Origin of the sequence: Desulfocurvus sp. (genome assembly GCF_023230885.1) — a bacterium.
Taxonomy (GTDB): domain Bacteria; phylum Desulfobacterota; class Desulfovibrionia; order Desulfovibrionales; family Desulfovibrionaceae; genus Desulfocurvus.
Genome location: NZ_JALNWM010000229.1, coordinates 1 through 5,063 on the forward strand (window position 1 = coordinate 1; position 5,063 = coordinate 5,063).

Genomic DNA, 5,063 nt, shown 5'->3' on the forward strand with positions numbered 1-5,063 from the left:
CCGGGAGCCAGGGCGGAGTTGATGCACGCCGCGCGCACGCCCATCTGGCGCAGGGCCTGGACCTGGTCGCGCATGAGGGCGATGAGCGGCGAGACCACCACGCAGACCCCCGGCAGCAGCAGGGCCGGGAGCTGGTAGCACAGCGATTTGCCCCCGCCGGTGGGCATGAGCACCACGGCGTCGCCGCCCGAGAGGACGTGTTCGATGACCGGCCACTGCAGGCCGCGAAAGTCGGGAAAGCCGAAGGTGGAGCGCAGTTCGGCCCGGGCGCGTTCAAGCATGCTCGCTGGTGTCCTCGCGGGTCGGGGGGTGTGGTGTGGCCGTGCCGGGGGGCGCGGCCGTGTCCGGGCCTTCGTGTACCCCATCGCGCGCCGGGTGACAAATGGGCCTGCGGCGCCCGCCCTTTCGCCCGCCCGGCCCGGGCGCGGATTTCCTCCCGGGCCCCATGCGGATTTCCGGCCTCGTCACGCAAACGTCACCCGATTTCCACCCCCGCGTTACCCGGGGCGCCCCCCCGTGGGGCTACACCCGGGGTGCCCGGTACGGGAGGTCCAATTCATGGAAAGACACAAGGATTCCAAGTCCATTTCCTTCCAAGGAGTGCATATGCTCGAAACCCTGCGCGGGTTCGGATCGGGCCTTTTCGCGCGCGGGCAGGCGCAGCCCCCCGGCGGGCGCCCGGCGGCGCGGTCCCTGCGCTTCCTCCAGCCGGCGGAGCGCCGCGGGCTGGAGGGCTACCTGGCCGCGGGCAACACCCTGGCGCTCATCTATCTGGAGGTGGAGAACTTCCAGGTCTTCGCCGACGTGTACGGCGGGCTGGTGGCCGGGCGCATCCAGGAGATCGTGCAGCAGGAGCTGGAGGCCCTGCGCGGGGAGCAGGTCGTGGACTGCCGGGTGAGCTATGTGGAGACCCTGGAGCCGGGGCGCCATCTGCTGCTTTGCGGCGACTCCCACTGGGACGAGGGCTACCTGGGCGAGCTGGTCCTGGCCATCCGCCTGCGCGTCAAGAGCCGGGTCAAGCAGGAATCCCTGAACCTTACGGGCCAGAGCCTGAACGTGCTGGCGGGCTACGGCCTGCTGGACAGGGCCGCCGGGAGCCTGGGCGACGCCGTGTTCGCCGCCCTGTCCGATGCCCGGCGCGTGGCGGCGGGCGCGCTGGACGTGACCAAGCTCTCCCTGCTCAAGGAGTTTCGCGAGATCGTCAGCGACCGGCTGATCCGCAGCGCCTACCAGCCCGTGGTCGACCTGGACTCCGGGGCCATCCTGGCCTGGGAAGCCCTGGCCCGGGGGCCCGAGGGGTCGCATTTCCAGTCCCCGGCGGTGCTCTTCGACTTCGCCGAGGAGGTGGACCAGGTCTTCGCCCTGGAGAAAGCCTGCCGCGAGAGCGCCATCCACCGCCTGGGCACCATCGGTCAGGACCAGAAACTCTTCCTCAACGTCCACCCCCGGACCATGGTCGACCCGGCCTTTTCCCCGGGCGAGACGGTCCGGCTGCTGGAAAAGAGCGGCCTGAGCCCGTCGGACGTGGTCCTGGAGATCACCGAGCGGCACAGCGTGCGCGATTTCGCCCTGTTCCACCGCACCCTGGACCATTACCGCAGCCAGGGCTTCCAGGTGGCCGTTGACGACGTGGGCACCGGCTATTCCGGGCTGTGGTCCATCGCCGAGATCCGCCCCGAGTTCCTGAAGGTCGACATGTCCCTGGTGCGCGAGATCGACCACAACCCGGTCAAGCGCGCGCTGATGGAGACCCTGGTCACCTTCTCGGACAACATCGGCTGCCAGCTCATCGCCGAGGGCATCGAGAACGAGGGCGAGCTGGCCACGCTCATGCGCATGGGCGTCCACTACGGGCAGGGTTTCTTCCTGGCCCGCCCGGGCTACCCCAAGCCCGGCCTGCCGCCCGAGGTGCAGCGCCATTTTTCACGCGGGGGGCGCGGCATGGTCGCCGACCGCAAGCTCTCGGCCGTGATGCGCGACCTGGTGGAAACGGCGCCCACGGTGGGCCAGCAGACGACGGTCAGCGAGGTCAAGGAGCTGCTGCGCGGCGCCGGGCCCCTGGGCTGCGCGGTGGTCATGCGCGCCGACCGGCCCGCGGGGCTGGTCATGAACCATCACCTGGACCAGGCCCTGTCGTCGCAGTACGGCCTGGCGCTGTATTACAACCGGCCCGTGAGCCTGATCATGGACCCCTCGCCGCTGTACGCCGAAGGCGCCACCGCCGTGGAAAACGTGGCCCGCGAGGCCATGAAACGCAAGAAGGCCAAGGTGTTCGACCATATCGTGGTCACCGAGCGCGGGCAGCTGGCCGGGGTGGTTTCCGTGCAGCACATGATGGACGTCATCGCCACGGCGCAGGTGGAAATGGCCAAGGGCATGAACCCGCTCTCGGGCCTGCCGGGCAACGTGGCCATCGAGCTGGAGCTGGAGCGGCGCTGCAACGCGGGCACGCCGTTCTCCGTCGTCTACGCCGACCTGGACAACTTCAAGGTCTACAACGACACCTACGGCTTCAAGAACGGCGACCAGGTCATCCTGACGCTGGCGCGGATCATGGACTGGGCCGCGCGGCGCCACGGCGGCATGCAGCGCGAGTTCGTGGGCCACATCGGCGGCGACGACATGGTCATCATGTGCGAGCCCGAGCGCGCCGAGCGCATCTGCCGGGCCGTGGTGCGCTGCTTCGGGCGGCTTGTGCGCCGCTGCTACATGCCCAGCGACCGCGAGCGCGGCTGGATCGAATGCAGGAGCCGCGAGGGCGGGCTGCGCCGCTTCCCGCTGGTGTCCGTGTCCCTGGCCATCGTTGACTGCATGGGCCGTTGCGACCTCTCGGCCCTGGGCCACCGCGCCGCCGAGGTCAAGAAATACGCCAAGAGCATAGACGGCAACTCCTATGTGCGCGACCGGCGCGGCGGCCTCGGCGGCCCGCAGCCCGCGGGCGCCTGCGCCGAGCCGGGCGGGGCGGGCGGCCAGGACCACGCGCCGCCCCCGGCCGCCGCCGGGCACCCCGGCCCGGGGCTCGGGGCCCCGGTGCCCTGAGGGCGCAAGGGGCCGCCCTACGGCCCCCGGGCCGAGAAAGGGCCCCTGCGGCCCTGGCGGCGCCGCCCGGCCTTTGGCGCCGTTCCCTGTCCCGCTTCGGCGCCGCCCGGCCTTTTGGCGCCACCCTGTCCTTTATCGACCCATCCCCGTCCGGCATCTCCCGTTCCCGCCGCCTGCGCCCCCGCCGTCCGGCGCGGGCCCGTCCGGTCCCGGGGCTTCCCCTGCGCCCCGCGCGGGCCGCGCGGCTTGTGCGCCAATGGACAAAGCGGAGCCTTTCCGCTATGCACTCGGCGTCCCAAACGATCTGTGGAGGAGCCATGAGCACCAAGGTGTATTATATCGAAGGCGACGGCATCGGCCCCGAGGTCTGGGCCGCGGGTCGGCCCGTGCTGGACGCCGCCGTGGAAAAGGCCTACGGCGGCGCGCGCGCCCTGGAGTGGGTCGAGCTGCTGGCGGGCGAGAAGGCCTACCGCGAGACGGGCAGCCACCTGCCCGACGAGACCATGAACGCCCTGCGCGGCGCGGCCCTGGCCATGAAGGGCCCCCTGACCACCCCGGTGGGCAAGGGTTTCCGCAGCCTGAACGTGACCCTGCGCCAGGTGCTGGACCTCTACGCCTGCATCCGGCCCATCCGCTATTTCGAGGGCGTGCAGTCGCCCGTCAAGCGCCCGCAGGACGTGGACATGATCGTGTTCCGCGAGAACACCGAGGACGTGTACGCGGGCATCGAATACGCCGCCGGAACCCCCGAGGCCAGAAAGCTCATCGCCTTCTTGCGCGACGAGCTGGGCGCCCGGGTGGACGAGGCGGCCGGGGTGGGCGTGAAGCCCATGACCGCCAAGGGTTCCAAGCGCCTGGTGCGCAAGGCCCTGCGCTTCGCTCTGGACCACGGCAAGCCCAGCGTGACCCTGTCGCACAAGGGCAACATCATGAAGCACACCGAGGGCGCGTTTCGCGCCTGGGGCTACGAGGTCGCCGCCGAGGAGTTCGCCGAAAGCGTCATGACCGAGGACGAGGCCAAGGCCGGGGGCTCGCGGCCCGTGATCATCAAGGACCGCATCGCCGACGCCATGTTCCAGAACGTGCTCATGTATCCGCGCGACTACAGCGTCATCGCCACCACGAACCTGAACGGCGACTACATCTCCGACGCCCTGGCGGCCCAGGTCGGCGGCCTGGGGCTGGCCCCGGGCGTGAACATGTCCGACGGCCTGGCCTTTTTCGAGCCGACTCACGGCACGGCGCCGACCATCGCCGGGCAGGACAAGGCCAACCCCGGCAGCCTGATCCTTTCCGGGGCCATGCTCCTTGAGCACGCCGGGATGCCCGAGGCCGCCGCGCTGATCCATGCGGCCGTGAACCGGGTGATCTCGCAAAAGCGCGTCACCGTGGACCTGGCCGGGCAGATCGAGGGCGCCACGGTTGTGGGCTGCCGCGAGTTCGGCGAGCTGCTGGGCGCGGGCCTCTAGCCCGGCCGCCGCATGCGCGGCAGGCGTTTCGCAGGGCCCGGGCCGAAGAAGGCCCGGGCCTTTCGCGTCTATCGATATGCGTTGACAAATCCCTTGTGTAACATTTCGCCATAATTTATGTATTTTCCCCGGAGCCCCGCCGGGCGGGGCGAGCCCCTCGGGGGCATGCCGCGCATTGTCCGAACCCAACTGGGGGAACCATGACTGGAATCCTGCGCACACTGCCGCTGTTCGCCTTGCTGCTGCTCGCCGCCTGCGGCGTGAAGACCGCGGGGCCCACCGTTTCCGAACGGGAAACCGCCGCCGAGGCCGAGATGCAGCGCCGGACGGTGGTGGAGATCCAGGAGGCCCACGAGCGCCAGTTCCACCGCGTGGCCAATAGGATCCGCAGGGCCAACGCCCCGCTGTGCGGCGAGAAGCTCGCGCCCTCCATCGGCCTTCGTGTCGCGAACCTGGACCTCTACGACGTGGACTGGCGCGACGCCCACGCCGCCGTGCGGGGGCTGGACTCGCGGCTCAGGGTGACCTCTGTGTTCGAGGACGGCCCGGCGCACA

Annotated in this window: 3 protein-coding genes and 1 pseudogene; 3 read left to right on the forward strand and 1 reads right to left on the reverse strand. The window is 70.4% G+C overall.

The window, feature by feature from the left end; genetic code table 11:
• On the reverse strand, nt 1-281 hold a 281-nt coding region (locus M0P34_RS13630), incomplete at its 3' end, for a DEAD/DEAH box helicase (RefSeq protein ID WP_291500075.1).
• 277 nt (nt 282-558) lie between these two features.
• Between M0P34_RS13630 and M0P34_RS13635 the strand changes: the two genes are divergently transcribed.
• The 3 genes and pseudogenes from M0P34_RS13635 to M0P34_RS13645 form a co-directional block, all read left to right on the forward strand.
• Nucleotides 559-3,039 carry an EAL domain-containing protein gene (locus tag M0P34_RS13635; protein WP_291500078.1) on the forward strand — a complete coding sequence of 827 codons (2,481 nt, stop codon included), beginning with the start codon at nt 559-561 and terminating at the stop codon, nt 3,037-3,039.
• 317 nt (nt 3,040-3,356) lie between these two features.
• Nucleotides 3,357-4,508 carry an NADP-dependent isocitrate dehydrogenase gene (gene icd, locus M0P34_RS13640; RefSeq protein ID WP_291500080.1) on the forward strand — a complete coding sequence of 384 codons (1,152 nt, stop codon included), beginning with the start codon at nt 3,357-3,359 and terminating at the stop codon, nt 4,506-4,508.
• 200 nt (nt 4,509-4,708) lie between these two features.
• A pseudogene (locus M0P34_RS13645) lies at nt 4,709-5,063 on the forward strand (hypothetical protein); the annotation flags it as partial.

Excerpts from the sequence above, each read along its gene's own strand:
- M0P34_RS13635 (WP_291500078.1), top strand. The coding sequence starts at position 559 with ATGGAAAGACACAAGGATTCCAAGTCCATTTCCTTCCAAGGAGTGCAT.
- icd (WP_291500080.1), top strand. The coding sequence starts at position 3,357 with ATGAGCACCAAGGTGTATTATATCGAAGGCGACGGCATCGGCCCCGAG.